This is a genomic window from Candidatus Bathyarchaeota archaeon (assembly GCA_026014735.1).
GTDB lineage: Archaea > Thermoproteota > Bathyarchaeia > Bathyarchaeales > Bathycorpusculaceae > Bathycorpusculum.
Genome location: JAOZHT010000002.1, coordinates 188,941 through 210,562 on the forward strand (window position 1 = coordinate 188,941; position 21,622 = coordinate 210,562).

17 protein-coding genes are annotated in these 21,622 nt (G+C 50.9%); 2 read left to right on the top strand and 15 right to left on the bottom strand.

The annotated features are described in order from the left end of the window. Positions 1–83 precede the first annotated feature (83 nt). Positions 84–599, top strand: coding sequence for a metallophosphoesterase (locus NWE93_06845; GenBank protein MCW3999938.1), 516 nt, complete (start codon positions 84–86; stop codon positions 597–599). Between the two features lie 361 nt (positions 600–960). On the opposite strand, the gene NWE93_06850 is transcribed toward NWE93_06845, so the two are convergent. The 6 genes from NWE93_06850 to NWE93_06875 form a co-directional block, all read right to left on the bottom strand. After that, positions 961–1,923, bottom strand: coding sequence for an LLM class F420-dependent oxidoreductase (locus NWE93_06850; protein ID MCW3999939.1), 963 nt, complete (start codon positions 1,921–1,923; stop codon positions 961–963). 106 nt (positions 1,924–2,029) lie between these two features. Then, the gene (scpB, locus tag NWE93_06855; GenBank protein ID MCW3999940.1) at positions 2,030–2,758 is read right to left on the bottom strand and encodes an SMC-Scp complex subunit ScpB; all 729 of its coding nucleotides are present in this window, start codon (positions 2,756–2,758) and stop codon (positions 2,030–2,032) included. Continuing rightward, positions 2,745–3,452: a hypothetical protein gene (locus tag NWE93_06860; protein ID MCW3999941.1), complete on the bottom strand. Its 708-nt coding sequence runs from the start codon at positions 3,450–3,452 to the stop codon at positions 2,745–2,747. Before NWE93_06860 ends, scpB begins: the two co-directional genes overlap by 14 nt. Next, positions 3,453–7,004 carry a chromosome segregation protein SMC gene (locus tag NWE93_06865; GenBank protein MCW3999942.1) on the bottom strand — a complete coding sequence of 1,184 codons (3,552 nt, stop codon included), beginning with the start codon at positions 7,002–7,004 and terminating at the stop codon, positions 3,453–3,455. Between the two features lie 345 nt (positions 7,005–7,349). Then, a complete protein-coding gene (locus tag NWE93_06870) occupies positions 7,350–9,908 on the bottom strand; it encodes a PQQ-binding-like beta-propeller repeat protein (protein MCW3999943.1) in 2,559 nt (852 codons plus the stop codon). 312 nt (positions 9,909–10,220) lie between these two features. Continuing rightward, complete coding sequence (locus NWE93_06875; protein ID MCW3999944.1) at positions 10,221–12,236, bottom strand: PQQ-binding-like beta-propeller repeat protein; 2,016 nt, start codon at positions 12,234–12,236, stop codon at positions 10,221–10,223. A 465-nt stretch (positions 12,237–12,701) separates the two neighbouring features. Between NWE93_06875 and NWE93_06880 the strand changes: the two genes are divergently transcribed. Continuing rightward, on the top strand, positions 12,702–13,094 hold the full coding sequence (locus tag NWE93_06880; protein MCW3999945.1) for a 30S ribosomal protein S8e: 393 nt from the start codon (positions 12,702–12,704) through the stop codon (positions 13,092–13,094). A 14-nt stretch (positions 13,095–13,108) separates the two neighbouring features. Here NWE93_06880 and NWE93_06885 read toward each other — a convergent pair whose 3' ends face one another. From NWE93_06885 to NWE93_06925, 9 genes are all read right to left on the bottom strand, one after another. Then, positions 13,109–13,426 carry a signal recognition particle protein Srp19 gene (locus NWE93_06885; GenBank protein ID MCW3999946.1) on the bottom strand — a complete coding sequence of 106 codons (318 nt, stop codon included), beginning with the start codon at positions 13,424–13,426 and terminating at the stop codon, positions 13,109–13,111. Positions 13,427–13,435: 9 nt separating this feature from the next. Beyond that, positions 13,436–15,184 carry a glutamate--tRNA ligase gene (locus NWE93_06890; GenBank protein ID MCW3999947.1) on the bottom strand — a complete coding sequence of 583 codons (1,749 nt, stop codon included), beginning with the start codon at positions 15,182–15,184 and terminating at the stop codon, positions 13,436–13,438. Between the two features lie 15 nt (positions 15,185–15,199). Continuing rightward, positions 15,200–16,270 carry a polyprenyl synthetase family protein gene (locus tag NWE93_06895; GenBank protein MCW3999948.1) on the bottom strand — a complete coding sequence of 357 codons (1,071 nt, stop codon included), beginning with the start codon at positions 16,268–16,270 and terminating at the stop codon, positions 15,200–15,202. Position 16,271: 1 nt separating this feature from the next. Beyond that, a complete protein-coding gene (fni, locus tag NWE93_06900; GenBank protein MCW3999949.1) occupies positions 16,272–17,369 on the bottom strand; it encodes a type 2 isopentenyl-diphosphate Delta-isomerase in 1,098 nt (365 codons plus the stop codon). Between the two features lie 4 nt (positions 17,370–17,373). Beyond that, positions 17,374–18,174 (bottom strand): isopentenyl phosphate kinase, encoded by an 801-nt coding sequence (locus NWE93_06905; GenBank protein MCW3999950.1) that lies wholly within the window; start codon positions 18,172–18,174, stop codon positions 17,374–17,376. A 620-nt stretch (positions 18,175–18,794) separates the two neighbouring features. Then, positions 18,795–19,412, bottom strand: a complete 618-nt coding sequence (locus tag NWE93_06910) for a hypothetical protein (GenBank protein MCW3999951.1) — start codon at positions 19,410–19,412, stop codon at positions 18,795–18,797. Then, positions 19,409–19,888, bottom strand: a complete 480-nt coding sequence (locus tag NWE93_06915) for a hypothetical protein (protein MCW3999952.1) — start codon at positions 19,886–19,888, stop codon at positions 19,409–19,411. The genes NWE93_06910 and NWE93_06915 overlap by 4 nt, the downstream gene beginning before the upstream one ends. A gap of 159 nt (positions 19,889–20,047) precedes the next feature. Beyond that, positions 20,048–20,431, bottom strand: coding sequence for a DUF126 domain-containing protein (locus NWE93_06920; GenBank protein ID MCW3999953.1), 384 nt, complete (start codon positions 20,429–20,431; stop codon positions 20,048–20,050). Next, positions 20,422–21,618: an aconitase X catalytic domain-containing protein gene (locus NWE93_06925; protein ID MCW3999954.1), complete on the bottom strand. Its 1,197-nt coding sequence runs from the start codon at positions 21,616–21,618 to the stop codon at positions 20,422–20,424. Before NWE93_06925 ends, NWE93_06920 begins: the two co-directional genes overlap by 10 nt. Positions 21,619–21,622 lie beyond the last annotated feature (4 nt).

Consider the following 21,622-nt stretch of genomic DNA (forward strand, 5'->3'; position numbering starts at 1 on the left):
ATCAACGAAAACAAAAATTTAGTCAATTAACCTGTCCCTTCTTAAACACAGAAAACCTTTACTGCCCCTTTCACAGAACAATCATGGTGAAGAACTTGTTTGTCGGTGCAGTTTCAGATTCTCATGACAACATACCCCTCATAGAGGCAGCAGTCCAAACCCTAAACGCAAAAGCCGTGGGGCTGGTGCTGCATGCAGGCGACTACGTGGCGCCGTTTACCATAGCCAAATTCCGTCAGCTTAACTGCCCCCTCATCGGCGTCTTTGGAAACAACGACGGCGACCATGAGCTGCTTAAACTGCGTTTCAGTGAAACCAAGAATTGCACGGTGCATGACCGCTTCACCGAGGTGGTGGTGGAGGGCTTCCGCATCGCGTTGCTGCATGGACACGAAACCCAGCTTCTTGAAGCCATCCTAAACTGCGGTTACTTTGACTGCGTCGTGCATGGTCATTCTCACAATGCTGCTGTAGAGCAGCGGGGCAAAACGTTGGCGGTGAATCCCGGTGAACTCTGCGGCTATTTAACTGGGAAACCAAGCATAGCCATCATAGATACAGAGAAAAAACAGGCAACCCACATACAACTAACACCCTAACCGCCGGGTTCTTCTGTGCTTTCTCAGAGAGCGTCCCGCCTAATTTTTGGTAAAACAACTGTTCTCTATAGTTGTTGTGGGGGACCCCTCTTTACACAACAACAACCCGTGGTTTGTGCAACACAACGCTTTTTGGCTTCAGGCGTTAATGCAGATTGCAGGTTGGTTGTGGAGCAAACCACAAGCAGAACAGACAAAATTTTGATGTTCTGATAAGGGCGAAAGGGTAGTTTTCTGGGGTTTTACCTCTTTATGCGTAGGTAAGCGTTTGCTTGAGTTGCCTTGTTTCTTGTGTCTGTTTGGGTCCGCCAAAACGATTTTTCCGCAAGCTCGCCATAGCTCCCACCGGTTGGGCGGCTATTTATTGGAATTGAGGAACAACTTTTTCGGCGAATAACTTTAACATGTCCTTCTCCGACGGTCCCCCTCTAAAGTTAACGATTAGGTACTGTATTCCCGCCTGCATCAACTGCTCTATTTTTGCTGCTACCTCATTTGGGGTTCCATAGAGGACAATTTCATCCAACTCCTCATCACTAACCCCTGGTTCCCGGATCCCCGCTAACGCCATATCTAAGCCTCCTTGGTTTTCAGCGATTACCACCGACGTAAGAGTACTCTTCAATATTTCACCGTAATCTCGCCCAACATTGTTGCAATGCCTCTTTAGCACGTCAAGTTTAGCCTTGATGGTTCTAGGTCCGCCGAAAAGGTTGCAGGCATCCGCATACTTAGCGACGACCCGCAGCGTTTGTTTTTCTCCTCCTCCGCCAATCATTATAGGTGGATGCGGCTTCTGGATTGGTTCGGGCAGGCAGAGGGCATTGTTTACTTCGTAATAGTTGCCTTGGAATGTGAAGCCTTTGGGGTTTGTCCACATTCCCTTTATGATTTGAACTGATTCCTCGAGTCGTTTACAACGTTCCGCAACGTTAAAGAAGGGAATACCGTTGGCTTTGGCTTCTTCTTCAAACCACCCTGCGCCTATGCCTAAAATTAATCTACCGTTACTCATCAAATCAACGTTCGCCGCCATTTTGGCTAGCAGGGCAGGATTGCGGTAGATATTCCCCGTTACCAACGTCCCAAGCTTTATTTTGCTTGTTAGCTGTGTTAACGCAGAAATCGTTGTCCAGGCTTCAAGCATCGGCTCATCCTTAGCGCCAACATACGGGATCTGAAAGAAGTGATCCATTACGAAGAAACCATCAAAACCGTGGTTCTCTACGTATTGCGCTCTTTCATTGACCGTTTCGAAAATAGCGTTTCCCTGTCCATCGTAAGTGAAACAGGGATGCTGAAGACCGAATTTTAATTTTGACATACATGCCCTTTTCTTGTTAGGGTTAATTAATTTTTTGAACCCCAATAACGGCGATCGGCAGGTAACCCAAAACTTATCCTCTTCAAAAAAGCAAGCTAAAAGGGGTTTAGGGCTGGTTGGGACCTTCGAAGTTAAGCCGTGCACGCGGCTTACCCTCTGTATCCGGCTCATCGGATGCCTCTGTCTCCGCCATCGCCTGCTTCTCTTCCTCAACCTCTTTCCGTTCCCGCTCAGCCACATCCTCCTTGATGGCTTCCCCGAAAATCTTACGCAAATCCCGCTTCAGCGTCGTCATATCCTGCGTTAACCCAAAATAGTCAGCGAAGTAATCAGTTGTTTTTAGCGCCAACGAACGCCCCATACGCTCCGACATAATCAACCCCATATCCTTAAGCATCTTCACGTGGCCATAGGCATGTTGCCCCCGGACCTGCACCACCCTTTTTTGGCTGATGGGTTGGCGGTAGGCAATGTAGCTGAGTGTCTTTAGGGGACCCGATGAGAGCAGGGGGCGGTTGACGAGTTTTTTGATGAGGGGCGTGAATTCGGCTTTAACCTGCAACACGTAGCGTTCGTCTTTGAGCGCCAATATCTCTATGGCGCTGACGCGTGCGTTGTACTGTTGCATGAGGGTTTCAAGGTATGAGACAACGCGTTTTTTGCTGCGGCTACCCGCAACTTGGCAGAGCTCATTCATATCAAGTGGGCGCCCCGCAACGTAGAGGGCGGCTTCAAGCAGCATCAACACGTGCGCTTTTCGCTCGTTTGCCTGAGAATGCTCTGTATCGGCGGCTTCTAAGCTTGGTTTAGTTGACTCGTCCTTAGTGCTTTCCAACGTTCAGTTTCCCCACAGCTATGTAGAGTTCCTCGGTTTCCTCATTCTGCCAGAGGCTGACTAAGCCATCCTGAGCAAGGAACAACAGGTAAATAAACATACGCAAAGCCTCAATGCGTGTCGCCCCCTTCGAGAGGGTAGTGAAGTCAATGATGCCTTGCCCGCCAGTTTTCTCCAGTAAAATCGCATAGAGAGAATCCACCTGCATCTCGAGTTCCGCGATGAAGCGGTCGAACTGCGGAAGCAAATCAGTAACCGCAGGCAAAACGGGATGCTGCTCCACTACTGGATGCAAACTAAGCAGCTTCTCACCCTTCAAAACGTCATCTAGGACTTCTAGCAGATGCTGAATCGTGGTGGATGTGAGTTCATGGCGCAGGGGCAGAAAGAGGGGCGGTGGAACGAAGTCTGTTGGAATCTTGGGCGGTGGGACGGGGGGTTCCTGGAGCGTGAGCAGTAGCTTGGACTTCATGAGGTAAATCAGCGCTGATGAATCTAGGGCGACGCCTGAAGCGCGGAAATCCACTTTTTCAGGGTGGGTTTTTTCCATCTCTGAGAGGAAAGACCGTAGCAGATAGGCGATGTTTACGTTCCAAGGGGTGAGTTTTTCGAGTTTGCTGATTTCGAAGAGGATGTTCCATGGCGGCCGCAGATAGAAGGGGCGCCTCATCGGAGTCGTCGCTGACGTAGCCATCTATGCGGGCGCCTCCGCGGGGAATTTAGCGGTCACCACGTTTGAGATGCCGTTGCGTTCGTAGACGCCGTAGACTTTTTGGGCTTTATTAACCATTTCCGGGCGTAGGCTGATGACTATGAACTGGGTTTTGCTTGCCTCTTCAAGCAGCGTCTCCGCCAGTTTGGTGGTGTGGAAGGCATCCAAGTGCGCGTCGACCTCGTCGAGGATGTAGAAGGATGCAGGCGAGAACTCTTTAAGCGAGAAAATAAATGCCACCGCAGAAATCGATCGTTCGCCGCCGCTGGCTCCGCTGACGACGATGCTGGGCTTGTTGGGGAACTGCACAATCATGTCGATGCCTCCCGTGAAGGGCTCCTCGGGGTTCTCCAGTTTAAGCGTGGCGCTGCCGCCGCCAGTCATCTTTTCAAAGTACACCGTTAAGCTGGCGTTGATTTTTTCAAACGCAGTCATGAACACCTTGCGTTTCTTAGCTTCGATTTCATCCATAAACGATACGATAGCCTGCTTTTCCCGTTCCAGCTCGTTTAGGCGCACTGAAAGCTCGCGGTAGCGGCTGATTTGGTCGGAGTAGTGCTGGGCGGCAAGCTGATTGATGGCGCCGATGCGTTCCATCTCAAACTGCATCATGCGTATGGTGGTTTCGGCTTCCTGCACCTGCCGCGGATCCGTCGGCAGCGGCTGCTCGTAGCCGTACTGGTGAAGCTGGCTTTGAAGCTGCGAGAGCCGAAGCTGTGTGTTCTCCAAGCCAAAATGCAGCTGGTTCTGGAGTTTATCTGCTTGCTCATACTCCGCGTCAAACAGGCGTAGCTCCGAGTCGATGACGTCGATTTGGGAAGTGAACTTTTTGGATTCCTCCCGCGCCGATAGCACAGCATTTGACAGTTCGATGCGTTTCTTTTCAAGTTCCTCAACTTCCACTTTGAGGGCGTCGCGTTCCACGGTTGCGTCGGCAACTTCCCTGGCAAGTTTTCCCTGCTGCTGATCCATCTTGGATAGCTGAATCTTTATGTTCTTGTAGCCCACACGCAACACGCGGTCAAACTGGGATTGATAGGTGTTGATTTCGGTTTGCAGGCTGCCGAGTTGCTGACGTAGCGTGTTGGCTTCTTCACCGAACTTTTCACGCTGCACCTCAAGCTCCTGGATGTGGGTTACATCGGTTTTAAGGCGCAGTTCCCCGATTTCGGTGTGGATTTTTTTGAGGGCGGCTCGGATGCTGTTGCGTTCGTTGCGGTACATGCCCATGCGGCCTTTGTAGGCTGCGGCTTCACGTTCAAGTTTGCTGCCGAGTTTATCGATTTGGTGAATGTTTAGCTGAGTGCGCTTGACGCTGCGTCTGATACGCACGAGTTCCCGGTCAAGAGTAGCGATGCCCTCGGATAGGCGGGTCATCTCGATTTTAGCTTGCTCGAGCTCAGATTCGATGGTTACTATGTCGCTGCCCCGCGCGGTCAAATGGGTCTGGAGGGCTTTTACGGCTTCGTCGAGGCTTTTGAGGGCGTTTTCGCTGGGGATTATGGTGGAGAAGTCCAGGGGCGCACGGTAGTAGCCGCTTTCGAAGGCGCCGGGTTCATAGAGGTCGCCGGCGACGGTGACGGCGCGGTAGCCTTCGTTGGAGAGGGCAAACGCGGTTTTATCGTTTGACGCCACGAATGTGTCGCCGAAAACGTAGTTAATGGCCAATTCGATGCCGCTGTCATACTTCATGAAGCCCGCGAGGGCACCTACGACGCCTTCCCGTTTGGGCGATGGCTTATTCTTGGGGTTCACTACGCCCTGCAGCGGTATGATTTTAACTCTGCCCAACTTCATGCGGCGCAGCGTCTCAGCGCAGGTAAATGCCACATCAATGTCCTTGACAACTAACGCATCAAGCCAGCCCTCGGCGGCGGCGTCGATGGCTTTCTTGAAGTTCTTATCAATTTTTATGAGACTACGCAGCCTGCCCTGGATGCCGTTTATAGCGCCTACATCGCCCATTTCTTCGATGCGTCTTAGCGCTTTCTCTTCAGCAGCGATGGTTGCTGCGAGGTCACGTTGAGTCGCAAACTCGATTACTGCATCTTTAGCGGAACTGGCGATTTTCTCGGCTTCCTCGATTTCCCTGTTAACGGTCTCTTTTTGAAGTTGCTTACGCTCGACGGATTGCTCGAGGTTTTTAAGCTGCAACTTTTGGTCCCGCTGAACCTGCTCAAGCTCCACAAGCGACTTCTCGATTTCTGCTTGGCTGGCGATAAATTTCTCCTTGCGTACAGTGAGACTTTTTATTCGCCCCATACAGAGCCGCAGAGCAGCCTTGTCCTGTTTGTACTCGGATCGCAGATACGCCAGCCGCCGCACATGCTCCCCAATCTGCTGGTTTAAAGCGTGAATTTGCTGGTTGTTACCCTCCAATCCCTCCCAAAGCGACGAGGTCTCCTTCGCGAGGGCTTCATGCTGGCTCTGCTTCTCGGCAAGCTGCACCCCAAGTTTCTCGTGTTCACTTCGGTACTGGCGGATTTTAAGGCGGTTTTCGCGGATTTCCTGCTGCAGGTTTTCATGCTGCGCCACGTTGTTTTCTTTCACGCGGCTAAAGCTGTCAAGGCTAGCTTGCCCCGAATTGATTTTGGTGCTGAGTTCGGTGAGTTTAGATTTAAGTTCGCCGATTTTAATCTGAACCTTAAGCACCTCGGAGCCGCCCTGCTCGAGTCCCTCGCCGCTGAGCTTACGCCAGTCCCCCTCAATCTCATGGCGTTTGCCCCGCCGCAGCTCCCGCTGCTCCTTAAGCTTATCCACACGCTCCTTAACCTTCCCCAGTTGCGTTGTGCTTTCCGCGATTTTGATGTTCTGCGCGGTGATGTCACTTGAGATTTTGATGGCTTGGAACTTGCGTGTTTCGCCCTGAATGAAGCTGTAGCGTAGAAGCTGGTTGCGTTCGCGTTCAAGGTCGTCGAGGCGTTTTTGGACTTCGTCGATTCTGCCCATGGCGGTACGGATGGATATGTCAGCGGCGCGCAGCTTTTCTTCTGCCTCGGTTTTCTCGGAGTCATACTGGGCGATGCCGATGAGGTCCTCGATGATTTTGCGGCGTTCCATCGCGGTTAAATCGGTGAGCCGCGTAATGGTGCCCTGCGGAATAATGTTTTGGCTCATGCTGCTAATTGCAGCCATAGATAGCGTCTCAGTGATGTGGGTGCGGCTCATGCGGCGGCCGTTGAGGCGATAGACGCTTTGCCCGTTCCGGTAGACCTCCCGCGAGACGGTGACGGTCGTGGTGTCCACGGGCATTAAGCCGTCGGTATTATCGAATTGCACTACAACCTTAGCCATCTTGGCTTTGTCGATACCTGATTTCTCGGAGCCGTGGAAAATCAGCTTCGCAGAGTTCTCTGCCCTGAGCCTGCGTGTGCTGAGTTCACCCAGCGAGAAAAGCATGGCGTCCATGATGTTGGTTTTGCCGCTTCCGTTGGGTCCAGTGATGGCTGTGAACCCCTTGTCAAGGTTAACCTTGACTGTTTGGGGTCCAAAAGACTTAAAGCCTTTTAACTCGATTTTTTTGATGTAGGGCATTTACGTCTTGAACCTCGGAAGTAACATTATCAGTTTTAACATGTCATCAACAAACGTATAAAAGCTTATACTAAACTTAGCAGCGCTTATCCAGAGACTTTGCATACGCTGAAGCATGAACCGAGAACGCTTCCACTGTGAAGTTCTGCATCGCAATTCTCCCAAACATTAGACAACAAGTCAAAATATCGGTTGGTTTGTTTTCAAGTTAAAAACCGAAGATGTCGCCCTTATTCTTGATCTTAAAGACGAAAAAGGCTTGTTTTTTAGCTTGACCTGTAGGCAGTTTTCTTGCAAATTTAGAAAGGTAACAAAAAAAGAAAAGGTGGATGAAAGTTTTGCTGCCTAATGTTTTCTCATGATTAGCAGTGTAGCGATGGCTATGGCGATTATTATGGCGATAACGCCGGCTGCCAGATAGGTAAGTAGGTCGCTAGCTGTAACGTATCCTGAGACAGGTTCCGCTGTTGGTGCTGGTGTAGGTGCCTGATCAACGCTGAACGCTGTAACTGCATGTGAGGGGTAGTATGCTGCGCTGCCGCCGAATGACGCGTAGACCGTGTATGAGCCCTCTATATCGGGGGTCCAGTTATAGCTGAAGAAGCCGTCTGCATCGCTTGTAGTTGTGCCTATTTCTCGGTAGTTGCCGTTGCCGTCGACAACGCTGAGGTCGATTGTCAACCCTGTAGCGTTGGCGGGTTTCGCGAATTGCTTGTACACATACAGCATCCAATCACTCATGCTTTCGTCAGAAACCGCTGGTACGCCGTTGGGGAACCGCATCGACAACGATTGGCTGTTAGTGCCTGGAGAAATATCAGTGATTGTCCCACGTAATGTAACAGAGTTGCCAAGTTGTACACCGCTCAGTGGTGCCTCTGCAGTCATTGCGCTCGGTCCTTTACCGATAGCGTATACTCTTTGGTCGTATGTATCCATGGTCGCGATTACGCTGTCGCCGATAATTGCGTTGCCTCCCCATCCAGTTTGTCTAAACATGCCGTTTATCCGCCAAATCAGGGTTCCATCCGTTGCATTCACGCATCCAAATGGTGCGCCCCGTGGCAGCGGCTGGTTGGGTGAGTGTTCACCTGAGCCAATGTAGACTTTTCCGTCGCTGATGAAGGGTATCGAGAGCCACCAGTTGTTGTTCCAAAGCATCTCTGTGTAGGGGTCTTGGGCTGCATATTGCCATAGGCTGTCACCTGTTTTTACGTCATAGCAGTATAGGATGCCGCTGACGCCGCTAGCGTAGAGTTTGTTGTATGCTATGAAATGCGAGGTAAGCTGGGTGCCCTCGTAGATGTCCATGTAGTATTGTGGTTCTGATGGTCCCCAAACCAGCTTTCCATCAGTGAAGCTGACACCATAATGTGTCCTTGTTTCTTTTGCCCAAATTACTCCCATTTCGTCTTCTTGGCTGGTTGCCGCCCAGTTAAGCGACTGGTTGCCTTTTGTCCAGTCCGATGGCGCCGTCCAATGAGTGTTAAATAGCACTGTTCCTTCCTGTCCTTGCTTTAAGCTGACTGCCCAAACCGCCACGTTAGATGGAGCTGCTGCTCCTCCGAAGCCTCCGCCGACATTGGATCCGACCATGCGGTCGCCGAAGAAGGTTGCTACAACGCTGCCTTCCAAAGTTTTAGGTATAGTTTTGTTCCATGAGTATGCAGCTAAAGATCTTGCGTCGTTGCCGACAGTGAATGTTTGGCCGTTTACTGAGTTGCCCCAGCTTGCAGAGTTAAAGCCGGAACTGCCCCATGTGCAGAATGCGCTCATGTTCCAAAGTGCCATCCAACCGTTGATCAAGTCAGATTGCAGTATGTAGAGTGCGCCTCTATCGTCACGCAGCAGTGTTCCAGCGGGAACGTTGTTGATGGTGAATCGCCAGTTGCCTGTGTAGGCGTCAAATGCCGTCCAAACTGCAGGGGCAGGTGGACCGAAGAATGATGCGCCGCCTGTTTGCTCATATAGGTAGCCGTAGGTTCCTTGGTAGTTCATTGATTGCCAGTATAACAGCTGCCCAAACGATATTGAAGCGTTGTTGGGGAATTCTTTCTGCCAGTACTCTTCACCAGTCCGCAAATCCACGCAGTGATATGTAACTGGAGGTGTAGGTGATGTCAATCCGCCAGCCGCACTTTCTGAATAGTAAAGCCGCCCATCCAGAATTATTCTGCTGCTCCATTTGCCTTCATATGCGTCGCCGATGCCCATGCCCACCGATGTTCCGCCGGAACCAATAAGGCCATAGTCGCCGCCGACAAGCCCGCCTAGCGTTAAAGGTTCAGTCCAGAGTACATGTGCGCTTTCAGGGGCAAAGTTGTAGGGGGCAAAGTTGTTGGCTGGGGTGTATAGCCAGCTTCCAGCAAGAGTGTACCATTCTCTGAGCTGCGAGTCGATTGGTCGTGTCCAGTATTCTCCTGGAAGCGCGTTGCCGGGATAGAGCTTGATGGGTTCTTCTTGCACTATCAATGTTAGCGGAGCACTGTCGCTTGCCTCGTAGTATTCACTGAAAGTAAATGGCCCAAAAAAGCCCACGCCAGTATAGTTTTCCCATTGTCCTGGAAAATGCGACTGCAACGTATAGTTACCCACCATAGTGGGGATGAAGACTGTTCCTGTGGCGCCTGTCGAGTCTGTATCAAATGGTCCAAGAGTCTCGTTTGTGCCGTCTGGTCTAGTAACAGTTACCGTTAATCCTTTCCAGCCAAGCTCAGTTGCCTGAGTTGCTTCAGTGATGCCTACAGCAATAAGTGTTTCCTGATTCACTCCGATGGGGTTAGGCACTGCTCCCACTATTGCATAGCTTTTTTTCGCCGCGTTTGCTTGTGGAATATAAATCGCCAGTATCGAAATAGCTAAAATAATAATCAAAGAGAGGGTTATCAATTTTTTATTTTGCATTTTTTTGTCCTCTTTTCGTAATTCCCTCTTTGTTCAGACTTAGTATATAAGATTTTTCTGTTTTAAGCCAAAAAAATTTAAAAAATATATTAAAATGGGCATGCTTCCATTTAAAAAAGAGCCCCTTTCAAACAATTACCCCGACAAGAACCGATTTAGAACCTTTTTGTCGCCTGCAGAAAAGCCGCTAATTTTGATGGTTGCCCATCCGTGAAAGCGCCAAGCTGCCCTCGGAGCGTCACGTAGCCCCCAGCTTGCAAGGCCTCCCCGATTAGGGCGAAGAGGCTGGTTTTCGCTTTTGTGCCTGATGCTCTACAGGGTATGAGTTAGCCAAATTGCATATAGCGAGAGGGTTAAGATGAACAGGGCAGCCCAGATAGGTTTACTGTACTTGTAGATGTCTGCTCCACTCATGGGTTGGATGGGAATGGTGTCAAGGAAAGCCGCTATAAGGCACATCGCTAAACCTGCTCCAGCGATCAAGGTAAATCCAGCTAAGAGTAGTAAAAAGAATACGCCTGCAAAGCCTAGAATAATTAGGATGCTTGCGCAGGATACCTTCCCAACAAAGTTCTCCGGCTTGTTTGATGTGCTCACCCTTCTTGTCGCCGAAGAGAAGGGCGCGCGGAAAGCTACGGTCGAAATTATGAACATCGCTATGCCCAAGTACCATAGCTTGTATTCTGTCCAGACGCCTCGTCGTCTTGCATAGATTGTTAGCAAGTAAGTTTTAACTAAACCAACGATAAGGCTCGTGAAGACAAACGTTGGAAAGATAACTAGAAATTCTGAGGAGGATTTTACTTGAACGTATGAAAAGGAGAAAGAAAGAGTCAGAACAGACACCAAATATACCAAAAGTTCACCCTTTGACGGCCAATACAGCGACCCCTGTTTTTCATCGACCCTTAACTTATGTTTCGAGGCTACGTAGCTTTCAAACCAATTTTTAACAAAGCTGGGAAACAACTTCTGAAGAGTGCTCCCTAACTTACCCAGAAGTTTGCTTGAAAGCGAAGACGCCGAGGAAACGGAGGCGCTTGACACCGCAGTGGCTACGATGGTAACTGCAGCTAATGCTCCAACGGTTACGGCGCTTGAGGCTACGCCGCTAGCGGAAGACGGCGCCCAAACCTTTCCTGGAGTGTAGCCTGAAGGGTTCTGTGTTGGAGTCTGCTCGGATGTGCTGCCGGGAGTGAATTCTGTACCGAAAGCGTAAACGTTGCTATCGTATGAACCTACAAACATCACGCCGCCCGCAACTGTTGGGGCAGAAAACACGCCGCTGTTAGTCTGGTAGTTCCACAGCAGATCACCCGAAGAAACATCAAAGGCGTAAACGGAGTCATCGGGGCTGTATGAACCAACATAGACCACTCCGTCTGCAACGGCGGGGGAAGAATAGATGGCGCCGTCTGTTGAATAAGTCCAGACCTGCTTGCCTGAAGCTGCATTGATTGCGTAGAAGTCCCCTGATTCAGACCCGACATAAACGAGTCCATTGTAGACGGCTGGAGAAGAAGAAACTTTCGCGGGAGTTTTAAAAGTCCACACCGTTGCTCCATCTGAGGCTCTAAAGGCGTAAAGGTTAGTGTCGGTTGAGCCAATATAGACTACTCCATCAGCGACGGCGGGTGATGAGTTTGTGTAGGTGTCCTGATCGCCAGTGGGGGAACTCCAAATTTTTGTTCCCGTAGCAGCGTCCAAAGCATAGAAGGTGCTGTCCTGTGAACCAAAAAACACTACACCGTTCACTACCGCCGGTGAACTTCGTATGTCCCCTCCTGTGGGGTAACTCCAAATTTGAGCGCCGGTCCCTGCGTCTAAAGCATACATGTTGTCGTCTGTTGAACCCACATAAACGATTCCGTTGGCGATTGCTGGAGAAGACCAAACACCGCCGCCTGTCTGAATACTCCAAATTAAAACGCCGGTTTCAGCGTTTATTGCGTAGAATTTAAAATCGTTTGAGCCAACATAGACAACGCCGTTAGTCACCAACGGCGTACACCATACATCGCCATCTGTAGTGTAGGTCCAAACGATGTTTCCGTTGCTTGCATCCAGCGCGTAGACGTTTCCGCCGAAACAGCCAGTGTAGGCTTTGTCGCCTGAAATAGTGACTGCTGAGCGCACTTGTCCGCCAAGACTGGTTTGCCAGAGGAGGTGACTGGTTTTGGGTGCAGAGGAAGTGGAGTATCTTGCGCCTGAAAGGTCATGGCCAAACATGTTCCAGCCGCTCTGGTTGCCATCGGACCCTGATTTGGATGGAATGCTGGTTTGCCCTTTGATGGGCATAGCTAAAGCAGCCGCTATTAAAAGCGTCACTAAAACTAACAACAAAACAGCCATGATTCTTTTTGAATTGTGCACCCTTCTCTCTCCAAAAGCGGAGATACAATGGATGTCTTTTTAAAACTTTCCAACCGAAAAGATAGGCATACATGAAAACCGAAAGGGATACCGTGCAAGTGCTTGCCCGCTGGATATTCGGTTCAGGGTGCACGCGGTAAGCTCTTAAGCCTGATCGTCTGGCATTTGGATAGCTGCTTCTAAAGCGGCTTTATAGGCCAAATATCAGCACTCAACGGCGAAGTCAGCGGCATCGACAATACCGCCTTACCCACAATGCAACAACAAAACCAAGCTCCGCTTTAAGGGGAGGATGGAGGCGGCAGAGCAACAGTAGCTTTGCCAAAGCGGTATCAACTAAAACAAACGAAAGCGCAGAAACGGATACGTTTATATGATAAACCAGTGTTTTAGTGACTACGCATTTAGGGAAATGAAGCTATGTCATCGCAAAGCCATTTACGCAAAAGAAAACTTACAGGCGGCAAAAAACGGGTTTACCGCAGCAAAAAGAAGTATGAAGCAGGCGGATACCCAGCTGAAACCATACTGGGCGAACCCAAACGTAAAGTCACCCGCGGCTTAGGCGGCAACATGAAAGTCAAGGCTCTAACTGACAAGTACGCCTCAGTAACTGACCCCGCAACCGGCTCCACCCAGAAAAGCGAAATCGTCCGCGTCGTGCGCAACCAAGCAAACGTGGATTATAACCGCCGAGGAGTCATCACGAAGGGCGCAGAAATCGAAACTGCCTTGGGCTTAGCAAAAGTTACCAGTCGACCAGGCAACGACGGCATCATAAACGCCGTGCTTATCAGCAAAGAAAAAGCCTAATTTTCTTTTTCATTTTATCTTTTCTTAGGCAACTCAGATGCCTGCTGATTTTTGATTTTAACCAGTTTCTGAGCGAGCTTTCTAATTATGGCTTCTTTGGCTTCATGCTTCTCCACCAGCAGCATCCCGCTTTTAGCCCAGGGCATCTTGGGAAAATGCGCGTCCAAACGCACCTCATTCTCTAATCCCAGCCGATCCGCGGCTTCTTTAACCTCCAAGATTTTTGGGGCCACCACCGATTGGTTTTTGGGGACGCGGCGCCCTTCCTTTCGTGTTCTAGATGCATCGAAGTAGACTGGCCAGATGATGGCTTGATTTGAGAGTTTACGCATATCTTTCACCTATTTCTGGGCATAGTAAACGACTAGTTTACTGCCGACTTTGTCTACCCGCACAAAGCCGTACCGCTCAAACTGTATGATGTCGTCTGGCTTTAACTTTTTGCAGGCAACCTCCGCGTAGCCCCCTGTTACTGAGGCATCTTGCTGAACCACCTCTGCAGGGTACACCTCGCCCTGTGCAATCCACTGGATAAGCTGCGCTTTGCTTTTTCGGACATCATCGTAGGATTCGCTCAGGTAAACGGCGTTTACTGTATCGGCGGTTTTTGAGGTAACTTTAAGGTTGAAGAGCTCCATAAGCCGCAGGGTCTGATCAACCTGCATGGCTTGCGCATCGCTCTGGGCTATCCACAGGCTCACAGTGCCATCGCTGCTTGGCGTCACTGTGTATTCCCTGACGCCCCGCGTGGGCTGCTCAGGATGCAGCGGCAGCTTCACATCAAAGGATTTAGGTACACCCGTCACTTTGAGCTCAACGGGGGAAGCTACAAAGAAGTATCGGCTGCTTTTTGCATCGAGGATTTTGCGGTTGTAGCTGTTAAGCGTCTCCCAGCTTAACGTGACATCGTTAGGTTTCACGCCTACATCGACAATGACTTTCTTGATGGCTTCAGGGGTGATTCCACGTTTGCGCAGCGCCTGAAAAGTACCCAGCCGGGGATCATCGAAATCCGCGTAATCGCCATCCTTGATGCCCGCCACAATCTTGGATTTAGAAAGAGCGGCGCCGGTGATTTTGAGTCTCCCGTAGTGGATGGCTTCGGGGTAGCTCCAGCCGAGGTGCTGGTACATGTATTTCTGGCGGACCATGTTAGTGTAGTGTTCTTTACCGCGGATAATATGGGTCATGCCCATCAGGTGATCGTCGATACCTGCGGCGAGGTTATAGAGTGGCCAAAGGAAGTATTTGCTGCCGACGCGGGGATGCGGATACTTCTTGGTGTCGATGATACGCAATGCGGGCCAGTCGCGGATGGCAGGGTTCGGATGATCCAGCTCGGTTTTAACGCGGACCACCGCTTGACCCTCCTGGTAGCCGCCGCCAAGCATCTTGCGCCAACGCTCCATCTGTTCAGCGGGTGATATGCCTCGGCAGGGGCAGGCTTGTTTAGCTATCGTTTTATTGCGGAACTCTTCAGGTGTGCATTCGCATACGTAGGCGTTACCATCCCCGATTAGTTTTCCAACAATCTCATAGTAGATTTCGAGGCGGTCACTCTGGATGTATTCTTCATCCCATTTGCAGCCTAGCCATTTGAGGTCCTGTCGGATGCTCTCGTAGAATTGAAGCTGCGGCTTTTTGGTTTTAGGGTCAGTGTCCTCGAAGCGTAGGATAAATTTGCCGTTGTACATGCGGGCGTACTCGTGGCTTAATACGATGGCGCGGGCTGAGCCCAGATGCAGCACACAATCCGGGTTAGGCGAGAAGCGCGTGGTGATCTGCTTGTATTTGTCGGCGTTGGGCAGCGGCGCCAGCTTTTTCTCTTCGGCTTCATGTTTCTTTTGGGTTTCCGGCCAATTCTGCTCCACAATCGCTTTCTGCTCAGAGAGAGATAAACTGTTAACTTCCGAAACTACCGCGTTTATGACTGCTGAGAGCTCCTTAACTTGGCTTCTCAAATCGGCTCTTTCGCCCAGAACCTTACCGACCATCGCGCCCGCTTGGGCTTTGCCGTCATGAGAAACCGCGTTAAGCAAGGCGGCTTTGCGGATAAGTTGCCTTAATTCGTTATCTTCTTGTAGTGCCAAAGTAATACGCTCGCGTTACCTGTTGCGCTTTATCAAGAAATCAGCGAACGCTTTTAATTTTTCCTTAGCCTGCGGCGTAGGCAACAAGGAATCTGCTTCGCTCCAGCTTTCAAGAACCATCCGTTCCGCTAAGGCTTTAACGTATCCAAACGCGCCGTACTTAGCTATGATTGCGATGGCTTCTTCGCGTAGCTTCTGCTCGCAGGTGTGCATTCCCAGGATCTCAAGCAGCCGCATCCTATCTTGGTCAGTGGCTTTCTGGAGGGTATAGATGACTAGAAGCGAACGTTTGCCCTCGCTTATGTCGCCGCCGACGCAGCCTTTGCCCTTAGCGAACTCTTCGCCGGTTAAATCAAGAATGTCATCCTGCATCTGGAAAGCAACGCCTATGGATTCAGCGAATCGGCCCAGTTTCTCAACAAGCCGGGGTTCCCCACCCGCCAGCACAGCAGCAATCTTGGCTGACATCCTTGCCAGCGTGCCGGTTTTGTAGGCACACATCTGCAAGTAATCCTGCTCACTTAACGCGTCAGCGTTAGCTATGCCGCGGTGCCAGGCAATATCCATGGCTTGCCCCATGCTGAGGTTAATCATTTCCTGCACATAAATCTCGTAAACATCCCGCTGCACCTGCGCGGAGAGCACCTCGCGGTTAGTCATGAGGGGCAAAAGCGGCAGGTAATACATGGCGTTTCCCACGTTGATTGCTATGTCGCTGCCGTAGATTTTGTAGCTGCAGGGTTTGCCGCGGCGCACCTCCGAGGAATCCTCGATGTCGTCTATGACTAGCGTGCCGTTGTGGATGACTTCGGGGATTATGGCGAAGTCAAGGCAGTAGTCGGCTTTCTTGCCCAGTGCCTCGCAGATAAGCAAGAAAAGCGCGGGGCGCCACCGTTTGCCGCCTCGATTCAGCATGTCCCAGATGGGGTCAGCTATGGCTTTGTTGAGGGGTTCAAGGTTGTAGCTGTACATTGGAGGAGTAACTTGGAAGAGCACTGCGTCCTTGCTGAAGGCTCTTGGAAGGTACTTTTCGATGGCTGCGTCAATTTTGGGGGCGGTTTCTTCCAGAAAACGTTCGATATCCATGTTAATGTGTGCCTCTTTTGGCGTATTTTTGGAGGCTGAAGCCGCGTGCAGTTAGCCACTGCGCGGTCTTGCCTGTAACCACTATGGGGCTAGCGGATAAATCCGAGATAGTTTCTGCGCCGGTGAGGAACATGACGTTGCGTAGCTCCTCAATCAGGCAGCTGAGTTTCTTTTCCGTTGCCTCTGTGCCCTTCACTGCGGCTTCAAGGATAGGCTGCACGATACCCGCTAAGTCTGCATCCAGCGCAAGGGCTTTGGCGATGTCTAGGCCGCTGCGTACGCCGCCTGACGCAATCAAGGGCAGCTTGACGGTGTGAGCGGCTTCAATTAAGCTGGCTGCGGTGGGTATGCCCCAATCCCAAAGTGCCTCGCCTAGGCACTGCTGCACCTCATTTTGCGATGCACGGTAATATTCGACTGCGGCAAAGCTGGTTCCGCCGACTCCGCCGACATCGATGGCTTTCACGCCTGCAGCCTCCAATGCCTTGGCGTCTTCCGCGCAGATGCCTGCGCCGGTTTCTTTAACGATGACTGGTTGCTCGATGGCTGCGGCGACTTCGGCGATTTTTGACAGGACCCCTTTGAAGTTGGTTTGTCCCTCAGGCTGAATGGCTTCCTGAAGCGCGTTTAGGTGGATGGCGACTGCGTCGGCGTCAATCATTTCGACTATGCGTTTGACTTCTTTGACGCCGTAGCCGTGGACAAGCTGGACGCCTCCGACGTTAGCGACTAAGAATGCATGGGGCGCTTTTTCGCGTGCGATGCGGTAGGTTGCCTCAAGAGCGGGGTCTTCTATGGCGGCTCTTTGGCTGCCTAACCCCATGCCTAAGCCGAGTTTCTCGACGGCTTCCGCGATGGATTCGTTAATCGAGGTTGCCAGCGAGGTTCCGCCGGTCATGGCGCCCACGATGATGGGGGCAGAGAATTGTTTGCCTAAAAAGGTGGTTTGCAGGTTAATTTTGGCTTTATCGGTCTCTGGCAATGCGCGGTGAACCAGCTGGATATCCTCGAACCCTGCGGTGACGCTTCGGGCTTGCGCTTTCTCATCTAGACAGATGCGGATATGCTCGTTTTTGCGTTTGCCAGTTTCCTGTGCCATTTTGCTACTTCTCTATTTCAGTGCCCATAATACTCTGATCGGTTAAGGCTCTGTAGATAGATAACCCCTTGGTGGCGCCGGTGATGGTAACGTGGATTCCTGCTTCAACCGCAGGGATAAGCTCAGCGATTTTGCCTGCCATGCCGCCGGTTACGTCGGTGCCTGCTGCTTTACCAAGTTTAGGCTGGATCTCTTTGAGTTCTTTGAGGTTCAGCTTCTTGAAGGGCTTGGCATCGGGGTTGGCTTTGGGGTCGCCGTCGAATAATCCGTCTGTGTCGACGCCGAGCACGATTTTGCGTGCCTTATACTTGATTGCCAAATAGGCGACAAGTTGGTCGCCGCTGAGCACGGTGAAGCCCATTTTCTCGTCGAGCACCACGTCGCCGTAGAGCACGGGGGTGAAGCCCATTTTTGCCATGCCGTTGAGGACGGTTTGGTCGAAGAATTTGATTCTGCCGTTTTCTGTCATGAAGCAGCCGGAGGGCGCGACGCTGATGGCTGGGACCTCATGCAGGATAAGGGAGTCCATGACTAAGCCGTTGAGCACCGTCATCATATGGTGAGTTTCGGCGAAGCCGAGTTTCTGGGTTGGATCCTCTTTGTAGCCGTCTTTTAGGGCGTAGCGTTCGGCTGTGGGGTGCCCGAAGCTTCCGCCGCCGTGGACGACGATGAGGTTATCTAGGTCTGCTCGCTTGATTTCCTCGGCTAGGCGGTTGATGATGTCGGTTCGGGGTGTTGCCTCTACTGCTTTGTCAGTTATGGCTGAACCGCCGAGTTTAAGTATGATTGGGTTTGCATCGTTCATCGCAAATCTTACCTGACTAAGTCTATCTCTGTTCTGCTAATTTAACGTTGCAGTTGTTCTGCCTGCCCAAGGAGAGGGAAACGCCGCTGAGGGTTTTAACTGTGGAGGCGTAAGTTGCGTTATGCACAAAACCCGCCTTGCCCAGACAGAGGGTCTGTTGTGCTCTGCCAGCTCTACCCCCCCTCTATATATAGCAGACTGAGAATCTGGCGCTAACTGTTTTTCTTTAGTTGTTGCTGTGGGGGACCCCTCTTGACACAACAACAACCCGCGGACTGTGCAAAGCAACCTAAATCAGAAAAGGGCGCTAAGGCGCATTCCAGGCAGGTTGTGCAACTTGCCACGGACAGAACAAAAAAATAGGGTCATAACGCAAAAACTTGGCTGCTCCACCTTTTCCTTCCATATAGGTAGAGAAAAACTGTTCTCTCTTTGCGAATATGGCTGTGTAATTTGGGATATTCAGAGAATTTGCCATTTAACCTTAACAACCTTCCTTGTGAGAATTTTAAAAAAGGCATGCCTCTACTATACAGCCATTTCAAATTTTGCTGGAAAGCAATTGGCTGTTTTTTGAAGCCAGCCCTTAATTAAATTCTGAGTTCTTGTCTTCAACCTTTTCAAATTATTCCATTTGGTCCTGAAGAAGCAATTTGACCAGTATCTGCCCAAATAGATACATCAAAACCATAAATCCATGATTGAGCAGTGAGATCTTTGCTCCCAATGTTGGTGCTAGGGTTTTCCCATTGAAAAGACGCAACCACTGTCCATGCCGGAAAACTGCGCATGTCAGACGGCGAAGCTTCCCAGGAGATGATCTGATCAAAACTAGCGCCGCCCCGTAAACCGCTAAAATCAGTCAACATTTTTATGCTATCTGAAATGGTGATATTGGTAATAATTCGGTTATTATCTTTGGCATACTGCTCTATGATAGGCACCGCTATGGCAAGTGCTTCTTCTTTTGTGAGGAGCGTATTGTTCTGCGGTTCTGTTGTAGCTTGAGGCGCAATAGTTGACTGAGATACTGTGTCATTGGCAACTGGCGCAATCGGCGGGGGGTTTACGCTTGTATATCCCGCGATGAAATTGGTTGAAACCAGAAAAAGCGAAACCGTAAGAGCCGTAACTGCCAGCCCAATAACTATGGGGGTTGAATGCTGTCTTAGTCTTTGGAAATTGCTCGGCTGCTGAGGTAGCCAACCACGGAAAACATCTTTAATTTTCGTTTTCATTTCTTTAGCTCCGGAACAAGTTTACAGAAGACTAAATCAGCCAGCTCTGCAGGATGGAGGGCCTGGCTGTTTTCTACCTCTATACCCCTTTCCGCTGCTAAATCCAAAAGGTACTTTTGGGTTTGTTTGAGGAATTCCTTGTTTTTTACTTCTTCAGGATGGTCGTTCCAGTACCAGACTTTTATGCCGTAGTTGGTGCTGTAGGTGACGATGGCTTTTCGGTTGAGTGCGGGGTGGTAGCCTAGCAGTATGCCCTGGTTTGGGTGGAGGGCTGTTATTTGGAGGTCGTTGGCTTGTGCGATGCCTATGAGGGCGCTGGAGAGTTTGGCTTCGGTGGTTAGGCGGGTTTGGTTGACGTATTGCCGGGTGGTTTTTAGTTTGTTGGCTATGGTGGAGACGCTGAGGCCTTGGCTGAGGAGTTTCCAGATTGTTTTTTGTTGCTGGGTTAGGGGTGCTGTTAGGGCGTTTGGGGTCATCTGAGGATCAATGTAAACATGTGTAAGTTTACATATTTAAGGTTAACGCAATCAACCGGCTAGCCAAGAAATTTTAAAAAATCAAATCATTCCAAAAAAAATTCATAAAAAACGATAAAAATTTAAAGGCAAAAAAGCGGCAACGCAGCCCACAGCAATTTAGTGGACTGTTACAGTATCGCTCTCAACGCTGACTTTGCTGCCCGTCTTTATCTTGCCGATATCTAACTTGTCTACGAATGGGATTTCGCTGATGATGGCTCCGACTGCAACGATGGTTTCTGTTTCTCGGTTAATCATGGCTGCGGGGGCGGCGCCGTTCTTTTTGAGTCGATACAGCGTGTAGCTGCCCACCGTGGAGCCTTTGCCCTGCGGGAACACCAGCACCTTGCCCTTGATGCTTTGTCCCTGCAGTTCATGGCCTTTCTCGATGACTTCGCCGCTGTTGGGATCCACGCCGCCGTAGAAGCTAATCGGCATGGAGGTAACGAGGGCTTCTCCCTCGGCTTTGCCTTTGTAGATTATTCTGCCTTTCAATTCCATTTTCCACTCACCGCTGCATCAACGCATTGTTTCATGCTTCCCATCTTGGTTTTCATCAGGTTCTGGCGGCTATAGAAGCAGCCCTTCGCAGACGTCGTCGCCAACGCCTTAAACCTGCCCTTAAGCGGCGCCACCGCCATGCAAGTGTCACAGGCAAATTTGCCGCCCGCCGCCTCAATGACCGCCGTGTAGCCGCGTTTATCGGAAAGCTGCTTGGTGGTCCGCGCCGTTGCAACCCAAAGTTCCGTGCCAGACGCCACCTTTTTGCCCCGCAGCAACTCCGCGATTTCCTGGATTTCTTTTATGCTGCAATGCGGACAACCGACGCAGACAAAGTCTATGTCGGATACGTCGTCGTTGATGTGGTCGTAGGCGGCTTTGAGATCGCTTTCCGTGATTGTTACTGTATCTTTAGGTTGGGTTTGGGCTTGGTAGCCGGGGGTGATGCCTTTCATGTAGAAAAGCGGTTTAGCCCCATAAGTCACCAGCGAGGCGCCGAAGCTTTTAAGGTCATCTAGACCCGCGGTTTTTATGCCTGTGATGTAGGGGATTTTGTTCTCCGCCTTCTTGCCGATGGCGTAGCCGAGAGCGCCCCAATCCGAGAGCCTGGTGAGGGCTGCGTTGACTTCGACATGGACGTCGGGGACGCGGTTCTCGTCGAGGTGCAGGCCGTAGCAGGGGGTTTTCCCCACGAAGGCCGCTGCCAACGCGGAGGGGCCGCCTTCCCGGTTGGTGCGTGCGCCCAGAACGGAGTTGGCGAAGGTGACTGCGCTGCTCTCGGACCATGCGATGTGTTCGCCGTAGAGCGGTAGGTTGCCGATGAGGTAGGGTGTGCAGGTGCAGCTGACCAGGATGCCCATGCGTTCAAAGGCGTCGATGACTTGGTTTTGTTTGTCGGCGAAGTCGGGGCTGATGCCGAGTTGCTGCCAGTTCTCCAGGTCCATGCCTGCGGGGTTGAGGGTGGTCAGCACCTTGACTTTGCCGTCTGCTGCCAGTGAGTTGAGGAATTCGAGGCCTGCGTCGCCGAGGTTGTGGTAGCTTACTCCCGCGACCTGCACAGAGCCGACGTCGATTAGGGTTTTGGCGCTGAAGATTTCTCCGAGCGCAACAAGGATTTCCATGCTTTTGCGGACGGCGTAGCCTTCTTTGCCATCCAGCATCGCTTGCTCTTGTCTGGTTAATTCCATACTT